20 protein-coding genes are annotated in these 23,002 nt (G+C 50.0%); 12 read left to right on the forward strand and 8 right to left on the reverse strand.

Annotation, left to right across the window (positions count from 1 at the left end; all coding sequences use genetic code 11):
- Position 1: 1 nt before the first annotated feature.
- From KJS63_RS06315 to KJS63_RS06345, 7 genes are all read left to right on the forward strand, one after another.
- A complete protein-coding gene (locus KJS63_RS06315; protein ID WP_068619883.1) occupies positions 2–1,333 on the forward strand; it encodes an ABC transporter substrate-binding protein in 1,332 nt (443 codons plus the stop codon).
- Between the two features lie 123 nt (positions 1,334–1,456).
- Entirely contained in the window at positions 1,457–2,320 is an 864-nt protein-coding gene (locus KJS63_RS06320) for a carbohydrate ABC transporter permease (RefSeq protein WP_374706259.1), read from the forward strand.
- A 2-nt stretch (positions 2,321–2,322) separates the two neighbouring features.
- Positions 2,323–3,156, forward strand: a complete 834-nt coding sequence (locus KJS63_RS06325; RefSeq protein WP_213618399.1) for a carbohydrate ABC transporter permease — start codon at positions 2,323–2,325, stop codon at positions 3,154–3,156.
- Positions 3,157–3,208: 52 nt separating this feature from the next.
- Positions 3,209–4,231, forward strand: coding sequence for a glycoside hydrolase family 130 protein (locus KJS63_RS06330; protein ID WP_068619880.1), 1,023 nt, complete (start codon positions 3,209–3,211; stop codon positions 4,229–4,231).
- A gap of 16 nt (positions 4,232–4,247) precedes the next feature.
- Positions 4,248–5,177: a glycoside hydrolase family 113 gene (locus KJS63_RS06335; RefSeq protein ID WP_213618400.1), complete on the forward strand. Its 930-nt coding sequence runs from the start codon at positions 4,248–4,250 to the stop codon at positions 5,175–5,177.
- A gap of 64 nt (positions 5,178–5,241) precedes the next feature.
- Positions 5,242–6,204: an acetylxylan esterase gene (locus tag KJS63_RS06340; RefSeq protein ID WP_213618401.1), complete on the forward strand. Its 963-nt coding sequence runs from the start codon at positions 5,242–5,244 to the stop codon at positions 6,202–6,204.
- A gap of 21 nt (positions 6,205–6,225) precedes the next feature.
- Positions 6,226–7,320 (forward strand): SGNH/GDSL hydrolase family protein, encoded by a 1,095-nt coding sequence (locus tag KJS63_RS06345; protein WP_213618402.1) that lies wholly within the window; start codon positions 6,226–6,228, stop codon positions 7,318–7,320.
- Between the two features lie 246 nt (positions 7,321–7,566).
- On the opposite strand, the gene KJS63_RS06350 is transcribed toward KJS63_RS06345, so the two are convergent.
- Positions 7,567–9,204, reverse strand: coding sequence for a sensor domain-containing diguanylate cyclase (locus KJS63_RS06350; RefSeq protein WP_213618403.1), 1,638 nt, complete (start codon positions 9,202–9,204; stop codon positions 7,567–7,569).
- Positions 9,205–9,394: 190 nt separating this feature from the next.
- Between KJS63_RS06350 and KJS63_RS26420 the strand changes: the two genes are divergently transcribed.
- Positions 9,395–9,523 (forward strand): hypothetical protein, encoded by a 129-nt coding sequence (locus KJS63_RS26420; protein ID WP_262363158.1) that lies wholly within the window; start codon positions 9,395–9,397, stop codon positions 9,521–9,523.
- A 182-nt stretch (positions 9,524–9,705) separates the two neighbouring features.
- Here the strand turns inward: KJS63_RS26420 and KJS63_RS06355 are convergent, their stop codons facing one another.
- Together KJS63_RS06355 and KJS63_RS06360 are read right to left on the reverse strand one after the other, a co-directional pair.
- Positions 9,706–11,283 carry a sensor histidine kinase gene (locus tag KJS63_RS06355; RefSeq protein WP_213618404.1) on the reverse strand — a complete coding sequence of 526 codons (1,578 nt, stop codon included), beginning with the start codon at positions 11,281–11,283 and terminating at the stop codon, positions 9,706–9,708.
- On the reverse strand, positions 11,280–11,969 hold the full coding sequence (locus KJS63_RS06360) for a response regulator transcription factor (RefSeq protein ID WP_213618405.1): 690 nt from the start codon (positions 11,967–11,969) through the stop codon (positions 11,280–11,282). The genes KJS63_RS06355 and KJS63_RS06360 overlap by 4 nt, the downstream gene beginning before the upstream one ends.
- Positions 11,970–12,185: 216 nt before the next feature.
- On the opposite strand from KJS63_RS06360, the gene KJS63_RS06365 reads away from it, so the two are divergent.
- The 4 genes from KJS63_RS06365 to galU are packed head-to-tail and all read left to right on the forward strand — an operon-like array spanning position 12,186 to position 16,681.
- Positions 12,186–14,396, forward strand: coding sequence for an ArnT family glycosyltransferase (locus tag KJS63_RS06365; RefSeq protein ID WP_213618406.1), 2,211 nt, complete (start codon positions 12,186–12,188; stop codon positions 14,394–14,396).
- 34 nt (positions 14,397–14,430) lie between these two features.
- Positions 14,431–15,411, forward strand: coding sequence for a glycosyltransferase family 2 protein (locus KJS63_RS06370; protein ID WP_213618407.1), 981 nt, complete (start codon positions 14,431–14,433; stop codon positions 15,409–15,411).
- Positions 15,408–15,809 carry a GtrA family protein gene (locus KJS63_RS06375; RefSeq protein WP_213618408.1) on the forward strand — a complete coding sequence of 134 codons (402 nt, stop codon included), beginning with the start codon at positions 15,408–15,410 and terminating at the stop codon, positions 15,807–15,809. Before KJS63_RS06370 ends, KJS63_RS06375 begins: the two co-directional genes overlap by 4 nt.
- Before the next feature lie 5 nt (positions 15,810–15,814).
- Positions 15,815–16,681 (forward strand): UTP--glucose-1-phosphate uridylyltransferase GalU, encoded by an 867-nt coding sequence (gene galU, locus KJS63_RS06380; RefSeq protein ID WP_213618409.1) that lies wholly within the window; start codon positions 15,815–15,817, stop codon positions 16,679–16,681.
- A 1-nt stretch (position 16,682) separates the two neighbouring features.
- On the opposite strand, the gene KJS63_RS06385 is transcribed toward galU, so the two are convergent.
- From KJS63_RS06385 to KJS63_RS06405, 5 genes are all read right to left on the reverse strand, one after another.
- Positions 16,683–17,810, reverse strand: a complete 1,128-nt coding sequence (locus tag KJS63_RS06385; RefSeq protein WP_213618410.1) for a Ger(x)C family spore germination protein — start codon at positions 17,808–17,810, stop codon at positions 16,683–16,685.
- A complete protein-coding gene (locus KJS63_RS06390) occupies positions 17,807–18,901 on the reverse strand; it encodes a GerAB/ArcD/ProY family transporter (protein WP_213618411.1) in 1,095 nt (364 codons plus the stop codon). Before KJS63_RS06390 ends, KJS63_RS06385 begins: the two co-directional genes overlap by 4 nt.
- A gap of 317 nt (positions 18,902–19,218) precedes the next feature.
- A complete protein-coding gene (locus KJS63_RS06395) occupies positions 19,219–20,346 on the reverse strand; it encodes a Ger(x)C family spore germination protein (RefSeq protein ID WP_213618412.1) in 1,128 nt (375 codons plus the stop codon).
- On the reverse strand, positions 20,343–21,437 hold the full coding sequence (locus KJS63_RS06400) for a GerAB/ArcD/ProY family transporter (protein ID WP_213618413.1): 1,095 nt from the start codon (positions 21,435–21,437) through the stop codon (positions 20,343–20,345). Before KJS63_RS06400 ends, KJS63_RS06395 begins: the two co-directional genes overlap by 4 nt.
- 39 nt (positions 21,438–21,476) lie before the next feature.
- On the reverse strand, positions 21,477–22,928 hold the full coding sequence (locus KJS63_RS06405; RefSeq protein ID WP_244862513.1) for a spore germination protein: 1,452 nt from the start codon (positions 22,926–22,928) through the stop codon (positions 21,477–21,479).
- Between the last annotated feature and the right edge of the window lie 74 nt (positions 22,929–23,002).

Raw genomic sequence — 23,002 nt, forward strand, 5'->3', positions numbered from 1 at the left:
AGTGAAAAGACGTAAAATGCTGTTAGGACTTATGTCAGCTCTCCTGGTTTTTGCAATGGTGGGCTGCTCATCCGCTAAAAGTGAGGAACCAAGCACCAATACCGGATCAAGCGGAACCGCTGCTACAGGTAAAGACCTTAAAGGGGAGATTACCGTTATCACTCAGAAAACAGATATCGTGGATACGGTATTCAAAGATTATGCGAAGAAATTTAACGAAGAATACCCAAATATCAGCGTGAAGTTCCAAGCGATGTCTGATTATGAGGGACAAATCAAGGTACGTATGAATTCCTCCGACTATGGCGATGTTCTTCTGCTGCCTACCAGCGTTCCGCTGGCTGATCTTCCTCAATTCTTTGAGCCGCTTGGCAACTATGAGGATATGAAGAAGCAGTATAACGGTCTGGAAGAAAGAGTCGTAGACGGGAAGGTCTACGGGATTCCAACTACGATCAACTATTCCGGAATTGTGTACAACAAGAAAGTGTTCAAGGATGCGGGTGTAACTGAGGTTCCAAAAACGCCGGATCAATTCCTGGCCGCTCTGCAAAAAATCAAAGACAAAGGCCAAGCTGTACCGCTCTATACGAACTATGCCGCAGGCTGGCCGCTGACCCAGTGGGAAGCCGATCTGACCACCGTTGCAGGCAACGTGGACTACGTAAATGTAACCCAGCCTACTACGGATGACAATTTCGTTAAGGGCCAGCCGCACTATGAGCTGTACAAACTATTGTATGATGTGGCACAGAAAGGTCTGATTGAGAAGGACCCTACTACTACGGACTGGGAATCTTCAAAGGCTGATATGGCTAACGGCAAGATCGGAACGATGGTTCTTGGCTCCTGGGCTGTTGGACAAATCCAAAGCAAGAGCCAGAATCCGGACGATATCGGATTTATGCCTTTCCCTACCAATGCAAGTAAAGTGATTGTGCCGCTTGCAGATGACTACACGATTGGTGTCAGCTCCAAGAGCAGCAACAAAGAAGCTGCCAAAGCGTGGGTGGACTGGTTCATTAATAAATCCACTTACCCTACAACCGAGGGCGGCGGTATGAGCCCGGCGGTTGGTGCAGAGCTTCCTGCCGCACTGAAACAGTTCGAAGGAACAGGAATTGAGTTCAAGTTCCAAACTCCGGCTAAGGCTGGGCAGGAAGGTCTCGTGGATAAGATTGATAAAGACTCCGAGATCGGACTATGGCAGCCGGACTTCAAGAAACGAATTATTGAAGCCGCTGTAGGTAACAAGAAAGAATCCTATGACGACATCATGAAAGACCTTAATGACAGATGGAAGGCATCACGCGCATCCGTTGCAAGCGAATAACAGAGGAACCAACAGACAAAAAGCTTCTCATGAGGAGATGGGAAAACGAGCACAAGTTCGTTTTCCTTCTCTTTCCTTAGAGGGAGGAAGGGAATATTGGAGGTGTGAGTGGTGTTTAAAAATATGAGTTATAAAAATCAGAGAAAAGTCATCATTATAGCTTTTTCATTGATACCGGTTATTCTACTGTTTACCTTTGCATATCTTCCGGTAATCAATATGTTTAAATACAGCTTCACGAACTGGAATGGATACAGTCCAAATTACAAATGGGTCGGATTCAAGAATTATAAAACGATCTTTACCGATCCCAAATATTTCACCGTATTTAAAGTCAGCTTGTACTATTTCGTAGCCACATTTATTCAGATGGGTCTGGCTTTATATTTTGCGACCATCTTGAGCTTTAAAGTGCGGGCCAAAAATTTCTTCAAGGGTGTGCTGTTCTTCCCCTCACTGCTTAACGGGGTGGCGATCGGTTTCATCTTCCTGTTCTTCTTTAAGCCGGATGGAACTTTGGACACAATTCTGAACTTCCTTGGGCTTAGCAATCTCTCACAGGGATGGCTGCTCAATCCAAATATTATTAATGTCTCGCTTGCCGGTGCCTCTATATGGAGATACATGGGCTTCAACTTCATCATTTTCCTGGGAGCCATTTCTTCCGTAGGCAAGGATGTTTATGAGGCCTCGGATATTGACGGAGCGAATAAATGGCATCAATTCCGCCATATCATCATACCTAGCATCAAACGTATCGTTCAGCTTAATCTCATTCTTGGTATCAGCGGTGCGATCAGCGCCTTTGATATTCCATATATTATGACAGGCGGTTCGAACGGAAGTAATACCTTTGTAATTCAGACGGTTGACGTAGCTTTCAAATATAGCAAACTTGGACTTGCATCTGCGATGGCGGTTGTGCTGCTGTTTATCGTTATTATTGTAACGGTGCTTCAGAACCTGCTGTCCAAGAAGGAGGATTAAATATGTATAGACTCAAGTATGCAACAGCCGGCATATTTAAATACCTCTCTTTGATTCTTGCTGTTTTCGTTGTATTAATTCCGATTGTGGTGGTTCTGTTCGCTTCACTCAAGACAGGCCAGGAGTATTCTACAACGAGTCCGCTTCAGCCTCCGACTAACTGGCTCAATTTCGATAATTACCGGAAAGCCTTTGTGGATGGGAAAATGCTGCTTGGCTTCGCAAACACAATCTTTATCGTCATTGTCTCGATTGCCGGTGCGACATTGATTGGCTCGATGATCGCCTTTGTGCTCAGCCGGTTCAAGTTCCGTGGAAGCAAGCTGCTAATGGGAGCCTTTCTGCTGGCTACCCTGATTCCAAGTGTAACCACACAGGTGGCCACGTTTAAAATTATCGATTTTCTACATTTGGTAGATACCCGTTTTGCTCCGATCCTGCTTTATTTGGGTACAGATATTATCGCAGTTTACATTTTCCTGCAATTCCTCGATTCGATCTCCGAGTCGCTGGATGAGTCGGCCATGCTTGACGGTGCATCTTACTTTACGATTTTCTTCAAAATCATTCTTCCACTGCTTGCGCCGGCTATCGTAACCGTGATTATTGTGAAAGGGGTTAATATTTACAACGATTTCTACACACCTTTCCTGTACATGCCGAGCCAGGATTTGCAGGTGATATCCACAGCGCTGTTCAAATTTAAAGGGCCGTACGGCTCGCAGTGGGAAGTCATTTGCGCGGCGATCATTATCTCAATCATTCCGATTACCATTGCTTTTGTATCCTTGCAAAAGTATATCTATAACGGTTTTGCCCAAGGTTCCGTAAAGTAACACGAGCTCTATCCAAAATATATAGACATATTAATCAAAGGAGAAATCTATCATGGGACAGTACAAAATTATTGGAGAGAAACTGGACAAAATGCCTTGGCAGGATAAGCCGGCAGGCGCTGTGGGGCCTGTATGGCGCCATACGGAGAATCCGATCATTCACAGAAATCCCGCTAAAGGGATTGCGCGCATTTTCAACAGCGCGGTTGTTGCTTATGAAGGCAAATTCATCGGTGTGTTCAGAGCCGAGACGATTAACGGCCGCCCTCATCTTCACATGGGAACAAGTGAGGATGGGCTCAACTGGACGATTGATGAGAAGCGGATTGAGTTTGTCGACGAGCAAGGCCAGCCTTTCCAGCCGCGGTATGCTTATGATCCACGCCTTGTGAAGGTGGAGAACTCTTATTATATTATCTGGTGTACGGATTTCTATGGTGCAGCTATCGGTGTTGCGAAGACCGATGACTTCAAGACCTTTGTGCGGCTTGAGAATCCTTTCCTGCCGTTCAACCGTAACGGCGTTCTTTTCCCGCGGAAAATTAACGGCAATTATGTCATGCTGTCCCGTCCGAGCGACAGTGGACATACCCCGTTCGGTGATGTTTTCTTAAGTGAAAGCCCTGACTTCGTATACTGGGGCAAGCATCGTCATGTGATGTCCAAGGGTGGGGACGGATGGTGGCAGTCCGTGAAGATCGGCGGCGGACCAGCACCAATTGAGACGTCCGAAGGCTGGCTGATGTTCTATCATGGGGTAACCGGAACCTGCAATGGCCTCGTCTACAGCATGGGTGCTGTGATCTTTGACAAAGACGAGCCGTCAAGAGTGAAATACCGTTCTTCCAACTATGTGCTTACTCCGGAGGAATGGTATGAAGAGAGAGGTTTTGTAGACAATGTGGTGTTCCCATGTGCAACGCTGCATGATGCCGAAACAGGAAGAATCGCGATTTACTACGGCGCAGCGGATACCTATGTAGGTGTTGCTTATACCACAGTGGATGAGATTGTGAACTATGTTATCGAGACCAATGAAGTAGTTGGAGATGATCAGGAAATCGGAATTATGTAAGGAGGAAGCCAGCCACATGGAATACATCAAGGGATTTACTTACGGCTGGATGGCCCGTAAAGGGGAATTTCTGAAGCCTGAGGCGAGGGAATCGCTTCGGCTGCTGCAGGAAAGAACAGGAACTACCCACGTGATCTTTGCCTTGGCCGCTCACCAGGCTAAACCCCAATCTACCGTGATTGATTATACAGGGGATCACATGGTCAGTGATGAAGAGCTTGCTGTTATGATTCGTTACGCCCAGAGCCTCGGATTCAAGACGATTCTGAAGCCGACCGTGAATGTTACGGACGGCACCTGGCGGGCGCATATCAATTTCTTCGATCTTGATGTGCCGTGTGAGCCGAAATGGCGTGATTGGTTCGCCAGTTATACGGAGTATCAGGAGCATTATGCCCGGATCGCCGAGGCATGCGGCTGTGATATGTATATCGCGGGCTGTGAGATGGTTCAGACGGAGCGGCGCGCTGATGAATGGCGTGAAGTGATCGCCAAGGTTCGTGAGCATTATCATGGACCTGTTACTTATAACACGGACAAATACCAGGAAGGGAATGTAAGCTGGTGGGATGCCGTGGATGTGATCTCCTCCAGCGGTTACTATCCCTTGGGGGATTGGGATAGGCAGCTTGACCGGATTGGGGAGATCGTGAAGTCATTTGGCAAGCCGTTCTTCTTCGCGGAGGCGGGCTGTCCGAGCCGTACAGGATCTTCCCAGATTCCGAATGACTGGAATCATGAGGGAAGTGTAAATGTACAGGAGCAGGCTGATTTCTACAGGGACATGTTCGACAAATGCGCCCGGAGGGAGTGGGTGCAGGGATTCGGCCTGTGGGACTGGAATCATCTATTATACGCGGAGGCTGAAGCATCCGGGAACGATGGATATGATGTGTTTGGCAAGCCTGCTGAGCAGGTGATCAAGGAGTTCTACGCGAATAATTAATAGGTTCGTATAATCCGCAGCCCGTCTCAGACGGGCTGTTTGGGTATGGAGAGGAGAGAGCGGAATGGCTTTTGAAATGTCGATAGAGGAATTGAAGACATATGGGGGAAGAAGTCCGAAGCCTGACGATTTTGACCTGTACTGGGAGCGGGCGCTGCAGGAGTTAGAAGAGCAGGGCTTGGATTATGAGCTCGTCCCCGCTCAGTTCCAGACGGAGTTGGCAGAGTGTTTTCACTTATATTTCAAGGGTGTAGGCGGAGCGAGGGTTCACTGCAAAATGGCCAGACCCAGAAAGCTGACAGATCGTAAAGGGCCTGGCCTGGCGATTTTTCACGGATACTCTAGTGACAGCGGAGACTGGCTTGAGAAAGCGGCCTATGCTGCACACGGCTTTACCGTCCTGGCTCTGGATTGCAGGGGACAAGGAGGCTTGTCCGAGGATAATCTGAATGTGAAAGGGACTACGATTCGCGGACATATCATCCGGGGGCTGGATGATCCGAATCCTGACAAACTGTATTACCGGAATGTATTTCTTGATACGGTGCAGATGGTAAGAATTCTCATGGGCATGGATGGGGTAGATCCGAAGCGCATCGGTGTATACGGACAATCCCAGGGCGGAGCCCTGGCTGTAGCGTGTGCGTCCCTGGAGCCCCGGGTGAAGATGCTCGTGCCAGTTCATCCTTTCCTGTCCGACTACAAGAGAGCCTGGGAGACGAATATTACGAGCAGCGCGTATGAAGAGCTTGTGTATTACTTCCGGATGTTCGATCCGAACCATCAGCGCGAGGATGAAATATTCCACAGGCTCGGTTATATTGACATTCAGAATCTTGCGGACCGCATTAAAGCCAAGGTGCTATGGATCACGGGACTAAGCGATCCGATATGTCCGCCTTCTACCCAATTTGCCGCCTACAACAAGATTAAGTCCGAGAAGGACGTATTGCTCTATCATGAATATGGACATGAGTATATGCCTTATCTGTCTGACAAAGTGTTTCAGGTTATGTCTGAATTATAGTAGGGGAAAGAGGACTGACATATGACACAGATTTGGAATCATCGTGGGGGTTTAAAGCGGACCCTGGAGGGAATCCGCAAGGGTTCTCTGACCCTTGGATTCATCGGAGGGTCGATTACCGATGCAAGACCACGTCACAACTGGCCGGAGCCGGTCATTTCGTGGTTCGCGGAGACCTTTCCAGAGATGAGAATATATGTGGAGAACGCGGCTATTGGCGCTACGGGCAGTGATCTGGCCGCATTCCGCGCACAGCGGGATCTGATTAACCGCGGCTGCGATCTTGTCTTCGTTGAATATGCGGTTAATGATTATGGTGAGCCGAAGGAGAAGCGGGCCCGGACACGTGAGGGGCTGATTCGTCAGCTGCTGGCCGGGACAGGCCGGGATGTAGTCCTCACGTATACTTACATGCAGGAGATGTACGAGATCATGATGATGGGCGGAGTGCCGGACTCCATTGCCGAGCTTGAACAGCTCGGTGAGCATTATGGGCTAGGTTCCGTCTGGATGGGCAGGTATGCGCTGGATGAGGTGCAGAAAGGCCGTATGAGATGGCAGGAATGGCTTCCTGACGGGCTGCATCCCACTCATCGCGGCAGCTTAAGCTATGCGCAAAGTGTCATCCGTTTCCTTGAGCAGGAACTGGTTGCCCAGCCAAATGGGACCGGACCTGCTGCTTGTGAGGACAGACCTGTTCCTATGAATGCCGGGAACTGGGAACATGTGGAGCTACTGCCCTTCGAGGAGATCAAGTGTGAGGGTCCTTGGGTCATCCGCCGATGGGTCAATCTGGAGTGGATTGACCAGGTGCTTGAGACGGCGGCCGTCGGGGCGAAGCTGGAGTTCAGCTTTGAAGGCCGGGGACTTGCGCTTGGATTTGACTTTGGCAAATCCTCAGCTGAATTCCGCTACCGTCTGGACGGGGGAGACTTCAAAGTATCATCTCGTGACCGTCCTTCCTGGGTGGGAGATGAGGGCTGGTTCCGGCTGGAGCTGATTGCGGACGATCTTCCGAAGGGCAGTCACCGGTTCGAGCTTGAAGTCATCCACGGCAGTGCAGATGGCTGTACAGGGACAGACTTCCGGCTTGCTTTCGCTGGTGTGATTAAATAGTAGAAGCAGCTGCATTTTACAATTTTAATCTGATCTTCAGATTACTATAAGGTTTATTTAAGTAAACGGAGGTATAGTTAGGACATCCCTCTTCTTCGCCTTATATATATAGGACCGGCCAGTCTCCCAACCGTGCCGGTCCACGGATGGCAGCAGCATGTCACAATCAGGCGAGACATGCGTATGCCTAAAGAATCCCCCGCCGGGTAGGCGGGGGATTCTTTAGAGTTAAGGCGCTTTTCACGTTTATACGGCTTGCTTGGAGATAAAAGTCGCGCAGTTCTTGCCGGCGCCCTTGGAGAGATACAGCGCCTCGTCCGCCTGGTTAAGCACTTCAACCGGGTCCGGGCTGTCCGTCGGATATATGGCGCCACCAATACTGCAGCCGATGGCTACCCTCTGGCCATCCAGTTCAAACGGCTGATTGATCGAGTTAATGATCCGGTCGGCCACGACCTTGGCTTCGGTTAACGGCTTGTGGACCGAAGTACATAACACGATGACAAATTCATCCCCGCCCATGCGGCAGACCAGTTCTTCTTCACGCACAACCTCCTTGAGTCGCTGGGCGACCAACTGAAGCAGCTTGTCACCGGCCGGATGGCCCAATGAATCATTAACGGCTTTGAATCCATCCAGATCCATATACAGAATGGTGAGCGTAGAGGATTTCCCAGTAACTTCCCGCAGGGCCTGCGAGAGGAAGTCACTAAGTGCAATCCGGTTAGGCAGCCCGGTGAGCTTATCATGCATAGCGAGGACCGACATTTCTCCGAGCTTATCTTCAGTATGAGTGAGATCAGCTACCAGATTGCGCAGCGAAGAGGAGAGCTCCTCAATATCCCGAATATGCTTGTAATGCGGGATTTCGGCCGGTTCGCCCCTGCGGAGTCGATCGGCGGCCTTGGCTATCTGGCTCAAGGGTCCTGCTACCCACCCGGCAACCACCCATCCCAAGGCTGCGAACAGAACGGCTGCAATAATTCCGGTCATAAGGATCATCATCCGAAGTTTATCCGCTGAGGCGAAGGCTACCTCTACCGGCTGGCGGATTAGGATGGACCAGCCAAGTCCGGGATAGGTCAAGTAACCTTTTCCATAAGCATAGCCAGTGAGATAGGACTTGCCGTCAGGATACCTTGCGGTTCCCCAATGATTCTTTCCGGACTGAGCTTCAGCAGTCATGCTCGAATTTAGAGGCTTGCCAAGCATGCTCTTGGGGCCTAGAATGACGGTATTGTCTTTCTTGCTAATGACGATAATGTCCAGCTTCTCGAGGCGGTTCTCCAGCGGAAGCAGGATGGACTTCTCGACTTCGCGCGACCATTCCCAGCTTAAGTGGGCGGCTAATACCCCGGTCAGCTTGCCATCCTTGCCGAATACAGGTGTGCTGATATCGACAAATTGCAGCGGCTCCCCGCTTGGATGGGGAAGCAGCTTGGCAAGCAGCTTGGCATCATGCACATCCCCGATAAAAGACTTGGTAAGCGCATTCTTGAAAACCGGACGTTCGGCAATGCTCGCGCCGGTTAGAATGCCGTCCGTGGAAGCGATCACTTTCCCTGTGGTGTCCGTAAGACCGGCCCATGTGAAGACGGGAAAGTTCGTTTTGAGTTCATCCAGCAGCCTTCGTACATCAGCGGGGCTGCCTGGGCTGCGGAACGTATCCAGCTTGCTGAGCACCTGGATTTCGCCAGCCCGTGACCACATGAAATAGTCAAGCTTCTCCGCCATTTGATAGGAGACCTCGGCAAGTGAGGAGCCAATCGTATTCTCGATCTCTTTGGAGGATTCCCGGCCGATAATCAGGCTTAACAGCGCGGTTAGCACTATAATTAAGCACGCAAAGGCCAGGGTGAAAAACGTGCGCAAACGAAAAGACACAAACATTCTCCTTACCTGATGAAGTGAGGCCATCCAAAAACCTATGTGTTCCTTTATTTATTGTATATCGGCTGGTTAGAGGCAGAAATAAAGACAGAACGCTTGGGTGGCTTTTGGGTTGCTGTCCATGTCATGCCCTGGATGGGAAACATAAACTGTCTCGTACGCTATAACAAAAGGAGGAGTTCAAATGTCTGGAATTGGTGGAGGCTGCGGCGGCGGCAATGTTGGTGGAGCATACGGTGGATTCACATCTACTGGGACTATTCTTGTTCTGTTCATTCTGCTTGTAATTGTATCCCGTACAATATTCCTGTAAGTTAGTGAACTATAAGGGAGACCGTTACAAAGCAGGTAAGCTTACAGCAGAGTGAACGGCCTTTCGTAAAAGCAAAGCGCCGGTCCAAGGGGGGCTACCCTTGGGCTGGCGCTTTGCTATTGTGGCCTGCCGCATGCTTTTTTGGAAGATATTGAATATACAAACGAAGCTGAACCACCTAATTAATTTGCGGAAGGCAGTGTAATGTGAAAGCAAGTGCCTTCTCCAGGCGTGCTTTCGGCACGGATGGTCCCGTGATGGGCTTCAACGATGGACTTCGTAATGGAGAGCCCGAGACCGGCACCACCTGATTTGCGTGTTCTGGAGGATTCACTCCGGTAGAACCGGTCAAAGATATGGGGCAGGTGCTGGGGATCAATCCCGCTGCCGTTATCCTGAATCCGCATGTCCACCTGCTCCTTGGAAGCGTGAAGGGAGAGAATGATAAGGCCTCCATCTTCCAAGGTATGCTGGACCGCGTTATGGAACAGATTCAGCACCACCTGCTTCATCTTATCGGGGTCCGCACATACCGTCACATCAGCCGTGACATCCAGGCGGACTGTCCGGTTCCCGGCAAGCATGAGCAGCTGGGGCTGCATCTCCCGCAGAAGCGCATCCAGCCGCAGCGGCCCTGACTGGAGTTGGGGAGCCTGATCCAGCTTCGTGAGCAGAAGCAGGTCTTCGACCAGCTTGTTGATGCGCCGGGATTCGCCGTGCATGCTGGTTAGGGCGGCGTGCAGCTTCTCGGGATTGTCGGCCGCTCCGCGCAGCAGCACCTCCAGGAATCCATGGATTGAGGTGAGCGGGGTCCGCAGCTCGTGGGAAGCATCTGCAATGAACTGCCGCATCAGCTCCTTGGATTCCCGCTCCGCTTCGAAGGAGTGCTCTAACCGCTCCAGCATGCCGTTGAAGGAACGCGACAGCCGGTCAATTTCCACCTGTCCCTGCGAGACCGGCAGCCGTTCGGCTAAATTTCCGGCATCGGTCTGCTGAACAACCTCCACCATTCTGGACAACGGGACAAGCGTTCTGCGCAGCACCGGGATATACAGGAGAATTCCACCGGCCAGAGCCAGGCAGGACAGGACCACAAAGATTAACAGCTGCTGGAGAAGCTGCTCCTTAAGGGGCTCTGTGCTTGTGCCCATCTGGATAAGACTGCCCGGTTGGCCCGGATGCCGGAGCGGGCTGAACACAACCAGCTGCTCGGTGCCTGAAGAGTCCTGAACAATTCTGTATTCGTCAGGAGCGCGGTGCTCTTTATGCCCAGTTGTCATCCCGGCAGCAATCCCGGCATATTCCGTCTTAGCCAGCTGGGGGGATTGCATCCCGAATTCGCCAGAAACATCAGTATAGCTGCCCTCACTATCGATCAGAGCGAGCGAGATGTCCCTGAATACAAACGGCCTTCCTTCCTGATTCATGCCGGTTTGGCTTCTTGGCTTATCCCCATCGTCATCTTGATCCAGATTCGGGTTCGCCGGAGAACTGCCTGTATCGGTTCCCACTTCTGTTCTCGCATCTAGGCCAGGGGTTTCTTCCTGCCGCTTGAGCAGTCCCATTGGAACTGACATTGCCTGGGCTCTAAGCCCCTCCGCCCGGCTTTGATACAGAAAATCCTTCATCAGCCAGTATTGCAGGGCACCTATAAGAAGCAGTAGGGCGGCAAGTATAAATAACGAGCGGACGAGCAGTTGGGAGCGCAGGGAACCCGGGACCAGTCTGGCCCTGGCCCACTCGCGAGCCCGGCGGATCATGGCAAATCCACCCTGTAGCCCACGCCCCGGAGCGTCCGGATCAGCTTATGCTCCTTGTCGCCGAGCTTCTCCCGCAGAGAACGCACATATACTTCCACAATGTTCTCTTCTCCACCGAAATCGTACCCCCATACCCGGTCCAGGATAAGGGTCTTGCTGAGCACGATACCGCAGTTTATAATCATAAATTTTAATAGCTCGTATTCTGTAGGTGAAAGCTCAAGCACCTTGTCCATATATATAATTTCTTTCCTCCGGTCATCAAGCCGGAACGGGCCCTGAACCACCTCGCCGAGCAGATCAGGGAACTGGTTTCTCAAGCGGGCCTGAATGCGCGCCAGCAGCTCCTCGAAACTGAATGGCTTCACCATATAATCATCGGCCCCGAGTGTAAGACCCTTAACCCGGTCCTCCACCTCATCCTTGGCGGTCAGCATAATAATCCCGACCTGGCTGCTGCCGTCCCCCTTCAGCTCTTTGACAACCTCGAAACCGTTCATTTCCGGCATCATCACGTCCAATATAACAACATGGGGTTTGAAATCAGCTGCCTGCTCTATTGCGTCCGCTCCGTCTGAAGCGGTTTGTACCTCAAATCCTTCATTAACCAGCCCCATCTCCAGGAACTGAAGAATATGAGGCTCGTCGTCCACGAGTAATATTTTTATGCCTTTGGCTGTTTTCATTGTGTGGGATCTTCCTCTCTGAGGCTTAATAGTAATTCTTAAGTTCAACTTATATATTAATCTTATTATCGGTGATTTATCTGAATTTTGTCTGAAAAAGCAGGTATGAATGACTCCCTGTCCGAATATTCAGCGAACATTCAGCGGGGATTCAATCTGGGTTCAGCTAAGGATGGCACAATGGGCTCAGGATAAACAAGGGAGTGAATTTGAGTTATGAAACTGCTTAAGAAGATTTGCACGGATAAAATAATGATTCTGATTGTCCTGCTTGCCGCTTTTCTAAATTTGTACGGCATTTGGAATGACAAGTATGCGAACACTTATTACACCACAGCGGTGGCGAGCATGCTGCAGAACTTTCACAACTTTTTTTACGGGTCGCTGGATTCGGCAGGCTCGGTGACGGTGGACAAACCGCCGGTTACATTCTGGATTCAGACCATAAGCGCTTATATCTTTGGCTTGCATGGCTGGAGTGTTATACTTCCTCAAGCTTTGGCGGGGATAGGCTCCGTTCTGCTGATCTATTTCCTGATTAAGCCGACGTTTGGCCTTGCAGCGGCCCGGATTTCTGCGCTTGTGATGGCTCTCATGCCTGTAGCGGTCGCGGTCAGCCGGACCAATAATATTGACAGTATGCTTGTATTTACCCTGCTGCTGGGGGCTTGGTTCTTATTTAAGGGAATTCGCAACAACAGTGTGGGCTGTTTGCTTGGGGCCTTTGCCATGATTGGGGTCGGCTTTAATATGAAGATGCTTCAGGCTTATATGGTGGCTCCAGCGTTTTATCTGTTCTATCTCCTGGCGGCCAAGGTGAATTGGAAAAGAAAGCTGGGCATCCTTGCCGGCTCCACGGCGGTTCTGATTGCAGTGTCCCTTTCTTGGGCCGTTACAGTGGACTCGATATCCAAGGACCAGCGTCCCTACATAGGCAGCAGCCAGACGAACTCCGTTTTGGAACTGGCCTTCGGCTATAACGGCGTCTCCCGCCTCACAGGGAACCAAGGTGGAGGGAGAGGAATGACTCCTGGAACCTCTAATTCAGGCGCTTCTGCGGGGGATGATATGAGTGCAGGCAGTACTCCGCCAAGCACCAATCCGCAGTCCGGCAGCAGCCAGACTTCTCCTGCCGACGGAACCGATCAGGCTGGACGGACTTCCTGGAATGGCCAAGGGCAGCCCCCTTTTGGCGATAACAGCCGGGACGGCGGTGGTGGAGGCATGGGAGGCAGCTTCGGTACCGGTACACCGGGCGCGCTGCGTTTGTTCCAGACCGAGCTGTCGGGTCAGGCCAGCTGGCTTCTTCCTTTTGTACTATTCGGTCTGATTGCCTTATTCGCGGGAATCCGCAGAAACCAGATCACACAGAAACATAAAGAAGGTCTATTCTGGCTTGCATGGCTGGGACCGGCGATGGTCTTCTTCAGCATAGCCGGGTTCTTCCATCATTATTATCTTATTATGCTCGCTCCACCGATTGCGGCGCTTGCCGGGGCTGGCTTCATGGCAATGTGGAAGGCATACCGCGAACGGGATGGCTGGCAGACTTGGCTTCTTCCAATCTCTATCGTGCTTACAGCTGCCTTCCAATATTACATCGTTCAGGCCTACGACAGCACGATCGGTATGGGCTGGTCTATCCTGATCGCTGCTGCTGGTGTAACAGCTGCCGTTCTCCTGATCCTAATCCGCAGTCAGGAAAAAGCCTGGAAACAGGCAGCTGTGATGGCGGGACTGCTGGTGCTGCTTATTGGCCCGGCTTACTGGGCACTAACCCCAATCACTTATGGCTTGAACAGTATGATTCCCCAGGCTGGACCTGGAACAGCCGATGGCCGGGGCATGGGCTTCCCTGGAGGTGGCGGGCAAGGTGGCATGACCCCTCCGGGAATGAATGCTGAAGGTAATAGCGGCAGTTCTGGAGATACGGCCCCAGCAGCAGGGTCAGATCGTACAGCTGGATCAGCAGCTTCATCAGATAGTACTAGGTCAGATTTCCGGATGGACGGAGGCCGTGGAGGTGAGAGCGGGCAGGTTAATGCCAAGCTGCTTGCTTATTTAAAGAAGAACAACACCGGACAGACGTATCTGTTCGCTACAAATAATTACGGTACGGCGGCCCCTTACATGATTGATGAAGGACAATCCGTCATCATTATGGGCGGGTTCTCGGGCTCCGATCCGGTCTATACCACGGAGAAGCTCGAAGCTATGGTGAAGAGCAATAAGGTCAAGTATTTTCTGGTTGGCGGCGGTATGGGAGGCCGGGGCGGCAGCACCGAGATTACTTCATGGATCAAGGAGCACGGTACTGAGATACCATCCAGCGAATGGAATGGGACGGCAGACAATCAGGCGGATTCGGGAGCGGTTCAGAATGGCCCGGATGGCAATATGACGCTGTACGAGGTAAGTGTGAACTAAATTTTAAAGCTTGGAGGATTGGAGGATTAAGCGAATGAGTACGCAAATGATGTATTCGATCATTATCCCTATGTATAACGAAGAAGCCGTTATTCAGGAAACGTATAGACGGCTTAAGAAAGTGATGGGCAGTGTCGACGGGCCGTATGAACTGATTTTTGTTAATGATGGCAGCAAGGATCAATGTGCCGAGATTATTAAAGATTACAGCTGCTGGGATGAGACGGTGAAGCTGATTGACTTCTCACGGAACTTCGGCCATCAGATTGCCATCACCGCTGGTATGGATTATGCCTTGGGGGAAGCGGTCATCGTAATTGATGCCGATCTGCAGGACCCGCCGGAGCTGATTTTGTCCATGACCGAGAAGTGGAAGGAAGGCTACGATGTGGTCTATGCCAAGCGGGTGAAGCGAAACGGAGAGACTCTGTTCAAGAAGCTGTCGGCAAGCATGTTCTACCGGGTGCTTCGGGCTTCTACGGAAATCAATATCCCGGTGGATACGGGTGACTTCCGGCTCATGGACAAGAAGGTGATCCGGCAGATGAAGCTTCTCCCGGAGAAGAACCGGTTCGTACGCGGCCTGGTGAGCTGGGTTGGCTTCCGCCAGACCGCAATCGAATACGAACGCGATGAACGTCTGGCCGGGGAGACGAAGTATCCGCTCAAACGGATGATCAAGCTGTCCTTAGACGGAATCATGTCCTTCTCGTACAAGCCGCTCAAGCTGGCCGGGTATACAGGGATTACTCTATCGGCCATGGGATTTATTTATCTGTTGTATGTGCTCTATCTGGCACTGTTCACGGAGGCCACCAGCAAAGGCTGGCCCTCCCTGATCGGAATTATGCTGATTTTTGACGGATTTGTCTTAATTATGCTGGGAGTGCTCGGAGAATATATTGGCCGGATCTATGATGAGACCAAGGGACGGCCGCTGTATATCGTAAATGAACTTCACGGTATTCAAGATGACAGGAATAGCACCCGGCAGGAGCTTACAACCAAGGTATGAGAGGCAATCTTAAACAGTGGATTCAGTTTGGGATTGTAGGTCTGCTTAATACGGGGATTGATCTGGGGACATTTACGCTTCTGATCGCTGGAGGCTTTCCGGCTATCCCGGCTCAGATCATCTCTTACAGCTGCGGAGTGCTTAACAGCTATGTGCTTAACAGCAGATGGACCTTCCGTGAGGAGAGCGGCCGCAAACAGCAGGAAATCCCCAGATTTATCCTGATTAATTTGGCGGCCCTGGCGGTATCTTCACTTCTGCTGAAGCTCATGTATGGAAGATCAGGAATAAGTCTTATCCTGTGCAAGCTGGCAGCGACTGCCGCCAGCCTTCTAATCAATTATGCGGGGAGCCGCTATTTCGTATTTACCCGTCAGATCAAGAGAGAGAAGGAGTGAACGGCATGAAAATCAGAAAAGCAGTAATTCCTGCGGCGGGACTAGGCACAAGGTTCCTGCCTGCTACCAAAGCGCAGCCCAAAGAAATGCTGCCGATTGTAGACAAGCCGGCTATCCAATACATTGTTGAGGAAGCCGTGCAGGCCGGGCTTGAAAGCATCATCATTGTAACAGGCCGGAATAAGAAATCCATTGAGGACCACTTTGATAAATCCATAGAACTCGAGCGTATCCTCAGGGAAAAGGGGAAGCAGGAGCTGCTTCATAAGGTGGAAGCGATCAGTGAGCTCGCCGGAATTCATTATATCCGGCAGAAGGAGCCGTTAGGCCTCGGCCATGCCATTCTCTGCGCCCGCCAGTTCATCGGGGATGAGCCGTTTGCCGTGCTGCTTGGCGATGATATTATGGTCTCTGACCCGCCTGCGCTGAAGCAGATGGTCACGGTATTTGAAGAGACGGGCAAGAGCATCGTTGGTGTTAAGCCTGTCCCATTGCCAGATGTAAGCAAGTACGGCATCATTCATCCGGGAGACGGGACAGATGGTCTGTACAGCGTGAACGGGCTCATTGAGAAGCCCTCGCCAGAGCTTGCTCCATCGCGCATGGCCGTAATGGGACGGTACATCCTCCAGCCGTCGATCTTCTCGGTTCTGGAGCAGATTGAGCGTGGAGCCGGGGGAGAGTACCAGCTCACCGACGCGCTTCATGAAATTTGCGGCAGAGAAGGGTTGCTCGCCCTGGAACTTGCCGGGAAGAGATACGATATCGGGGATAAATTCGGCTATATTCAGGCTACGCTTGAGATCGGGCTCCAGCAGAAGGAACTGGTTCCGCTTCTGCTTCCTTATTTGAAACAGCTCGTTAACGCTTGAGTTATTGAAGAATACCGGTATCCACAATGTTGACCTCGACCTGAGGGCGGAACCGCACTTTCCGGTAATCCTCAGACCAGTTCATTGTCTTCCACTCTTTATTGTGATAGGCAATGAGCTTTCTGCCAACGCCGAGGACATCTGAATTCGCCTTCTGGATTTCATGGAGCACGGTTTCCGCATCTCTGGTCAGCATTTCGGATAGATCCTGGTTGATCTTCTTAATTTCGGGTTCGTCCAGCTTGCGGCCACCGGTATATTCTTCAACTACGGCCTGAAGGTTCAGTTTTAGGTCAACTTCAATCTCCCCTTTGTCATTGACTTTAACGTCAAACTTCCGTTTTATTCTTTTTCTTCCGACGTTGATGGTGATGGTCCCTCTGTCTTTCTGACCCGTTTCAGTATCCACTCTTTTGGTAATCCGTGCGTTGGTGCCTTTCTTGCCTTTCAGGAGAACCAGCATCAAGCCCTTTTCGACGTCCAGACTGCCGGTGTATTGGTCATTATGGAACAGCGCAACGCCTTTGGCGACAATGTTGTCCCCTTCTTTAGCAAGATAGGGCACAGCGAAATCCTGACCCGGATCCATCATGGCGCGAAAAACGGTGTCCATCGTTTCTGCAGGGAAGAATACACTCATCTGCTCCAGGCTTTTGATTTTGTCGTTAATGAATTCCCCGAGTTTCAGTTCACCGACCATCTTAGGCTCAAAAAGATCCGAGGCCTTTCCATCCGCGATCAGCAGCCGCACATTGGATGTCGGGTTGCTGGGATCTCTGAAATTCACATCCATAATAGGGGAGATCCCCTTTTGAGCCAGAGATTTCCCGATGAGGAGAAAGCCATACTTGTTAAACCGGATATTCCCGCGTACCTTGGTTCTCAGATTATCTGAGGCGCTGCGAGCCGTTATCCCAACGCTGGTGTGAATTTCGTTCTTGGTGTTTAACTGTTCGTTCTCGGGCGGAATAATCAACTCCACGGTCTCTTGGAGCATGCCTTCGTCATTAAGATCGTACCCTGCAGTGTAAGCCAGGTGCAGATCCTTCAGATATTCCCTGTCCCAGCATCCGGTCAGGCAGAGCGAAAGCAGCATTACAATAAGAAATATAGAGATCCGTCTGGTCATGCGGGATCACCTGTCTTTTTGCTCATAAAGAGTGAGAATATATATATAATCAGCGGCAGGCCGGCAAGAAACAGATAGGCAGTGTACTCTGAAATCTTATCCAGCTTGTGAACAGCAGCCGGGGTCATGGGGGCAAGGGCAATCGAAAAAGTTAAAACTTTAACCAAAGGGGAGAACGGCCTGTGTTCCTTTTTACCGAACAGAACGCTCATCCCAACCGCGGCACCATAACAATAGTAGACGATAGAGCATACGAGTGTAATGGCCCAAATAGGCAGGAACAGAATGTCTGCACGGTCCACGATGTAGAAGTTAAGTGATTTCACCAAATAGATCACTGGTTCGGGAATGAACTTCAACTGTTCGGAATTGAATACCGTCAGACAGGTTGCCACGACAAATACATAGAACAGGGTGACAAACAGGTTGGCCATACTGATTGTAAAAAGCCTCTGTTTGTCCGTTCCTTCCGAAAAGGGATAGATAAGCAGCATGATTTCGAAACCGTACATAGAAATGGCACTTTCTTTAGCCCCCTTTATGATATTAAAAAGTCCCTTTTCCATCAGAGGGAACATATACTCCATATGGGCCTGGGTAAGCCCGTAACTGATCAGCAGAATTAAGGGAATGAACAAGAGAGTGGCCAAGGCATAGAATCTGACTATAGTCGTAAGCTTCTCTTTGGCAAGATACAGGGTCATGGCGGAGAACAGAGCCAGTGAGACCCATCGGGGTGTAGATTGCAGCAGCCACCGGTGCAGCACCTCGACGGAACTGGACATGATGTTGGCCCCAAGAAGAACGAAGTATCCGATATAGGCTATGATGAAGACCCGTCCTATAAATTTCCCGAAAATCTTAAGGCAGATGTTATATAGACTGAGCCCAGGGAACTTCTTCATGATGGCCCACATCAGGATAATAATCATTTGGGTGGTCATCCCGGCTATAAGTACGGATAGACCTCCGCCACCTTTGACGGTATTATTCAGTTTATAAGGAAGGGATAGAACTCCTACTCCGATTTGCGCCTGGATAATGACTAGGAAAAGCTGGTCCCTTGATATCATTTTTTCTCTTTGAGTCAACAGCAGTTCCTCCTTAGTTCAGGATATATCGATGAAGGTTAGCTTCCTTTGCCGGGGAAATCCGAATTCTTCCATAAATTCCAGATCGGAAACTGTGCAAAGGTATCCCTGAATAAACCCAATTCCGCTCAATAAGCATGAGATCAATAAGAGATTCCAGGTAGAGAAGAGTGCCGGATGATTTGGCTCGTCAGTTATTTAACCGTACTGTTCCCGGAAGGTTTGTAAAATATTCCGGTATATCCGGGAACGGCAAAACCCCCTTGATCTTCTCAAGGGGCCTGTTCTCTGCTTATCATAGAGTCCAAATGCCTGAATTATTGAAGAATACCGGTATCCACAATGTTGACCTCGACCTGAGGGCGGAACCGCACTTTCCGGTAATCCTCAGACCAATTCATTGTCTTCCACTCTTTATTGTGATAGGCAATGAGCTTCCTGCCAACGCCGAGGACATCTGAATTCGCCTTCTGGATTTCATGGAGCACGGTTTCCGCATCTCTGGTCAGCATTTCGGATAGATCCTGGTTGATCTTCTTAATTTCGGGTTCGTCCAGCTTGCGGCCACCGGTATATTCTTCAACTACGGCCTGAAGGTTCAGTTTCAGGTCAACTTCAACCTCCCCTTTGTCATTGACTTTAACGTCAAACTTCCGTTTTATTCTTTTTCTTCCGACATTGATGGTGATGGTCCCTCTGTCTTTCTGACCCGTTTCAGTATCCACTCTTTTGGTAATCCGTGCATTGTTGCCTTTCTTGCCTTTCAGGAGAACCAGCATCACGGACTTCTCATAGTCCAGCATGCCGGAGTAGTATTCATCATGGAAGAGAGCCACTCCTTTGGCAATAATGTTGTCCCCTTCTTTGCTGAGAAAGGGCACAGCGAAATCCTGACCCGGATCCATCATGGAGCGAAAGACGGTGTCCACCGTTTCAGCAGGAAAGAATACACTCATCTGCTCAAGGCTTTTGATTTTGTCGTTGATGAATTCCCCGAGTTTCAGTTCACCGACCATCTTAGGCTCAAAAAGATCCGAGGAATCGGTGTCTGTGATAATCAGCCGCACATTGGATGTCGGGTTGCTGGGATCTCTGTAACTCACATCCAGGATAGGAGAGATTCCCTTCTGGGCCAGAGGTTTCCCGATGATGATAAAACCATTTTTGTTAAACCGGATATTCCCGCGTACCTTGGTTCTCAAATTATCTGAGGCGCTGCGCGGTGTGAATCCAACACTGGAGTGAACTTCGTTCTTGGTGGTTGACTGCTCGCTTTCGGGTGGAATAATTAACTCCGCCGTTTCTTTGATCATGCCATCCTCCGTTAGATCGTACCCTGCAGTGTAGGCCAGGTGCAGATCCTTCAGATATTCCCTGTCCCAGCATCCGGTCAGGCAGGCCGATAGCAGCAGTACAATAAGAATCTTAGAGATCCGTCTGGTCATGCGGGATCACCTGTCTTTTTGCTCATAAAGAGTGAGAATATATATATAATCAGCGGCAGGCCGGCAAGAAACAGATAGGCAGTGTACTCTGAAATTTTATCCAGCTTGTGAACAGCAGCTGGGGTCATGGGGGCAAGGGCAATCGAAAAAGTTAAAACTTTAACCAAAGGGGAGAACGGCGTATGTTCCTTTTTGCCGAACAGAACGCTCATCCCAACTGCGGCTCCATAGCAATAACTGACGATCGAGCACACGAGTGTAATGGCCCAAATGGGTAGAAACAGGATGTCTGCACGGTCCACGATGTAGAAGTTAAGGGATTTCATCAAATAGATCACTGGTTCGGGAATGTACTTCAACTGTTCGGAATTAAATACCGTCAGACAGGTTGCCACGACAAATACGTAGAACAGGGTCACAAACAAGTTGGCCAAGCTGATGGAAAGGAGTTTCTGTTTGTCCGTTCCTTGTGAGAACGGATAGATGATCAGCATTAATTCAAATCCATACATGGAAATGGTTGTTTCTCTAGCCCCCTTAATGATATTCACAATTCCTTTTTCCATCAGAGGGAACATATACTCCATATGGGCCTGGGTAAGCCCATAACTGATCAGCAGAATTAAAGGAATGAACAAGAAGGTGGCCAAAGTGTAAAACCTGGCCAGGACAGTCAGCTTCTCTCTGGCAAGATACAGGGTCATGGCGGAGAACAAAGCCAGTGAGACCCATCGGGGCGTAGATTGCAGCAGCCACCGATGCAGCACCTCGACGGCACTGAGCATGATGTTGGCCCCAAGAAGAACGAAGTATCCGATATAGGCTATGATGAAGATCCGTCCTATAAATTTCCCGAAAAGCTTAAGGCAGATGTTATACAGACTGAGCCCAGGGAACTTCTTCATGATGGCCCACATCAGGATAATAATCATTTGGGTGATCATCCCGGCTATAAGTACGGATAGACCGCCGCCACCTTTGGCGGAATTATTCAGTTTATAAGGAAGGGATAGAACCCCTACTCCGATTTGCGCCTGGATAATGAACAGGAAAAGCTGGTCTCTTGATATCATCTTTTCTTTATGAGTCAACAGCTGTTCCTCCTTAGTTCAGGGTATCATCGATGAAGGTTAGTTTCCTTTGCCGGGAGAATCCGAATTCTTCCATAAATTCCAGATCGGAAACCGCACAAAGGTATCCTTTAATTTTTTGAATTTCAAGGGGGCCAGAGGAGAGAAGTAAGGCTTCCCGAAAGATTCAAGCTTGCATAGATGGATGAACATGATGGTTAGGCCAAACGAAATTCCAATGAACCCGAACATTGACGCCATGACCATAAGTGGAAACCGGAGAATCCGCATCGAAGAACTCATCTCGTTGGAAGGGATGAGGAAGGAGGAGATGGCGGTAAGGGCGACCACAATAATCATGGTATAGGAGACGAGTCCGGCTTTAACAATCGCATCCCCAATTACGAGACCGCCGACAATGCCGATAGTCTGTCCAACCCGGCTGGGTAGACGGAGCCCGGCCTCACGGAGCAGCTCGAATATCAACTCAAGCAGCATAGCCTCAACCAAAGGCGGAAAGGGCACTCGTGTCAGCGATCCCTGAACCGTGAAGAATAACTGAAGAGGCAGCACGTTCGAGTGAAAAGAGACGGTTGCGATATAAATGGCAGGAAGCTGGAAGGCGGTGATAAAGCTGATCAGACGGATAATCCGGACGAAGGAGGCGATTATCCAGCGGTTATTGTAATCATCAGGTGTCTGGTAAAAAGCAAAAAAACTTGCAGGCACAATCAATGCCGTCGGATCGCCCTCCAGCAGAATAGCGATTTTCCCGGTGAGCAGGTAGGAACTGGCATGGTCAGGCCGTTCGGTGTTCAGATGCTGCGGGAAAATTGAATAGGGGTTATCCTCCATATTTTCCTGAAGGAAACCGGTGGAGATCACAGAATCAATGGAGATGCTCTCAAGTCTCGATTCTACTTTCTGTACGGTTTCCGGTTGGGCAAGGCTGTGCAGATAGATTAGGGCTACTCTTCTGGGAGCGGTGCTGCCCAGAGTATAGTATTTAACTATGAGATCTGATGCATTGATCGCCTTGCGGATCAAATACAAATTTACTGTCAGACTTTCGATAAACCCGTTGTGGGGTCCCCGAATGATTCCTTCGTTCTCAGGCTCAGTAATGCTCCGATCATATTTGGCAGGCGCAGCAAGGATATAAAATTCCGGTTTGCCCTCCTGAAAATATACACAGCTTCCCTGAATGAGCCCGTCGACTCCTTTGGATAGATCTGTTTGCTGCTCATATTCAAGCGTGGTAAACAGCTCGTCCAGTTCCTTATCCTCCTGATGTTTGAACGGTATAATGATATTCCGTTCAATAAGCATAGGATCAACAAGGGACTCCAGATAGAGAAGAGTGCCGGATGTATTTGGGCCCCTCAGCGTTCTTTGCTTGAGATCGTTGGTGTTAAACAACGCTTCTTCTATATATTTAACATTGCTGGATAAGGATGAGGTTGAAGTTTGCGCAGTGGCAGGCATATAGGTCACCCGGCTTTCCAAAGTCATTTATCCGTACTGTTCCCGGAAGGTTTGTAAAATATTCCGTTATATTCGGGAACCCAGAGTGAGAGCAGTCACAA

This window comes from Paenibacillus sp. J22TS3, assembly GCF_018403205.1.
GTDB classification, from domain to species: Bacteria; Bacillota; Bacilli; order Paenibacillales; family Paenibacillaceae; genus Fontibacillus; species Fontibacillus tuaregi.

What these genes read in the sequence shown, in the direction of transcription:
- KJS63_RS06320 (WP_374706259.1), top strand. Translation starts at nt 1,457, where the DNA reads ATGAGTTATAAAAATCAGAGAAAAGTCATCATTATAGCTTTTTCATTG.
- KJS63_RS06325 (WP_213618399.1), top strand. Translation starts at nt 2,323, where the DNA reads ATGTATAGACTCAAGTATGCAACAGCCGGCATATTTAAATACCTCTCT.
- KJS63_RS06330 (WP_068619880.1), top strand. Translation starts at nt 3,209, where the DNA reads ATGGGACAGTACAAAATTATTGGAGAGAAACTGGACAAAATGCCTTGG.
- KJS63_RS06335 (WP_213618400.1), top strand. Translation starts at nt 4,248, where the DNA reads ATGGAATACATCAAGGGATTTACTTACGGCTGGATGGCCCGTAAAGGG.
- KJS63_RS06340 (WP_213618401.1), top strand. Translation starts at nt 5,242, where the DNA reads ATGGCTTTTGAAATGTCGATAGAGGAATTGAAGACATATGGGGGAAGA.
- KJS63_RS06345 (WP_213618402.1), top strand. Translation starts at nt 6,226, where the DNA reads ATGACACAGATTTGGAATCATCGTGGGGGTTTAAAGCGGACCCTGGAG.
- KJS63_RS26420 (WP_262363158.1), top strand. Translation starts at nt 9,395, where the DNA reads ATGTCTGGAATTGGTGGAGGCTGCGGCGGCGGCAATGTTGGTGGAGCA.
- KJS63_RS06355 (WP_213618404.1), bottom strand. Translation starts at nt 11,283, where the DNA reads ATGATCCGCCGGGCTCGCGAGTGGGCCAGGGCCAGACTGGTCCCGGGT.
- KJS63_RS06360 (WP_213618405.1), bottom strand. Translation starts at nt 11,969, where the DNA reads ATGAAAACAGCCAAAGGCATAAAAATATTACTCGTGGACGACGAGCCT.
- KJS63_RS06365 (WP_213618406.1), top strand. Translation starts at nt 12,186, where the DNA reads ATGAAACTGCTTAAGAAGATTTGCACGGATAAAATAATGATTCTGATT.
- KJS63_RS06370 (WP_213618407.1), top strand. Translation starts at nt 14,431, where the DNA reads ATGAGTACGCAAATGATGTATTCGATCATTATCCCTATGTATAACGAA.
- KJS63_RS06375 (WP_213618408.1), top strand. Translation starts at nt 15,408, where the DNA reads ATGAGAGGCAATCTTAAACAGTGGATTCAGTTTGGGATTGTAGGTCTG.
- galU (WP_213618409.1), top strand. Translation starts at nt 15,815, where the DNA reads ATGAAAATCAGAAAAGCAGTAATTCCTGCGGCGGGACTAGGCACAAGG.
- KJS63_RS06385 (WP_213618410.1), bottom strand. Translation starts at nt 17,810, where the DNA reads ATGACCAGACGGATCTCTATATTTCTTATTGTAATGCTGCTTTCGCTC.
- KJS63_RS06395 (WP_213618412.1), bottom strand. Translation starts at nt 20,346, where the DNA reads ATGACCAGACGGATCTCTAAGATTCTTATTGTACTGCTGCTATCGGCC.
- KJS63_RS06405 (WP_244862513.1), bottom strand. Translation starts at nt 22,928, where the DNA reads ATGACTTTGGAAAGCCGGGTGACCTATATGCCTGCCACTGCGCAAACT.